General features: G+C 50.9%; 1 protein-coding gene. It reads right to left on the bottom strand.

Annotation, left to right across the window (positions count from 1 at the left end; all coding sequences use genetic code 11):
• Nucleotides 1–995, bottom strand: a 995-nt coding sequence (locus tag H8B21_RS20495) for a protein-disulfide reductase DsbD family protein (protein WP_317170423.1), incomplete at both ends; no start/stop codon positions are given.

Raw genomic sequence — 995 nt, 5'->3', positions numbered from 1 at the left:
TTCAGCGGTGCTCCCCACATGCCTGGTACCATGTACACCACGAAGGCAAATACGATGACTGCTAACATAGTGCGCGGAACGGACAGATGCTGTAATGGGCTGTCGTGCGCAAAACGTATCTTGCCGATCAGGTACAGTCCCAGCAGTCCGAAGATCGCTATCCAAAGGGCCAGAAAAACTTCCCTATCCAGCCAATTCCAATGGTAGGCAAGGTCTACGTTGGATAGGAACTTCAATGCCAATGCCAGTTCAAGGAAACCTAGCACCACTTTAACGCTATTGAGCCATCCACCCGACTTAGGTAGGGACTTAAGCATCGAGGGGAAGAAAGCGAAAAGCACGAAGGGTATAGCGAGGGCAATGGAGAACCCGAGCATGCCGATAGCAGGGCCCAGACGCTCACCCTTGGACGCGGCTTCTACCAACAACGTGCCGATGATCGGCCCAGTGCAGGAAAAGGACACCAATGCCAAACTGAATGCCATGAAGAATAACCCCAATAATCCACCTCTATCTGACTGCGCATCTATTTTATTGACAAAGGAGCTCGGCAGCGTGAGTTCGAAAGCTCCAAAGAAGGAGGCTGCAAAAACGACCAATATCAAAAAGAACAGAAAGTTAAATATGCCGTTCGTAGAAAGGGCATTCAGGGCATCGGAGCCGAAGGCGATGGTGATGAGCATACCCAGCGCAACGTATATGACAATGATAAAGAGCCCGTATAAAAGTGCCTGTGATATACCCTTTGCACGGGAACCGCCTTTCTTGGTGAAGAAGCTGACGGTAAGCGGTACCATGGGGAATATGCAGGGCATGATAAAAGCTGCGAAGCCGCCTAGTAACCCGGCAATGAAAATCCCCCAGAGGGATTGTTGTTCCGTATCACTGGCATCAACTGGTTGTACAGGTGCACCGACTGCCTGTCCCTCTTCATCCTCTCCACTGGCTGTTCCTTCCTCAAAGACGAGATCGTCCGGAATCTCCAACAGGGTATC

The organism is Sphingobacterium chuzhouense, assembly GCF_014692525.1.
GTDB lineage: Bacteria > Bacteroidota > Bacteroidia > Sphingobacteriales > Sphingobacteriaceae > Sphingobacterium > Sphingobacterium chuzhouense.
Note: the sequence above shows the minus strand (reverse complement) of the source record. Positions and strands in the feature narration are given on the sequence as shown.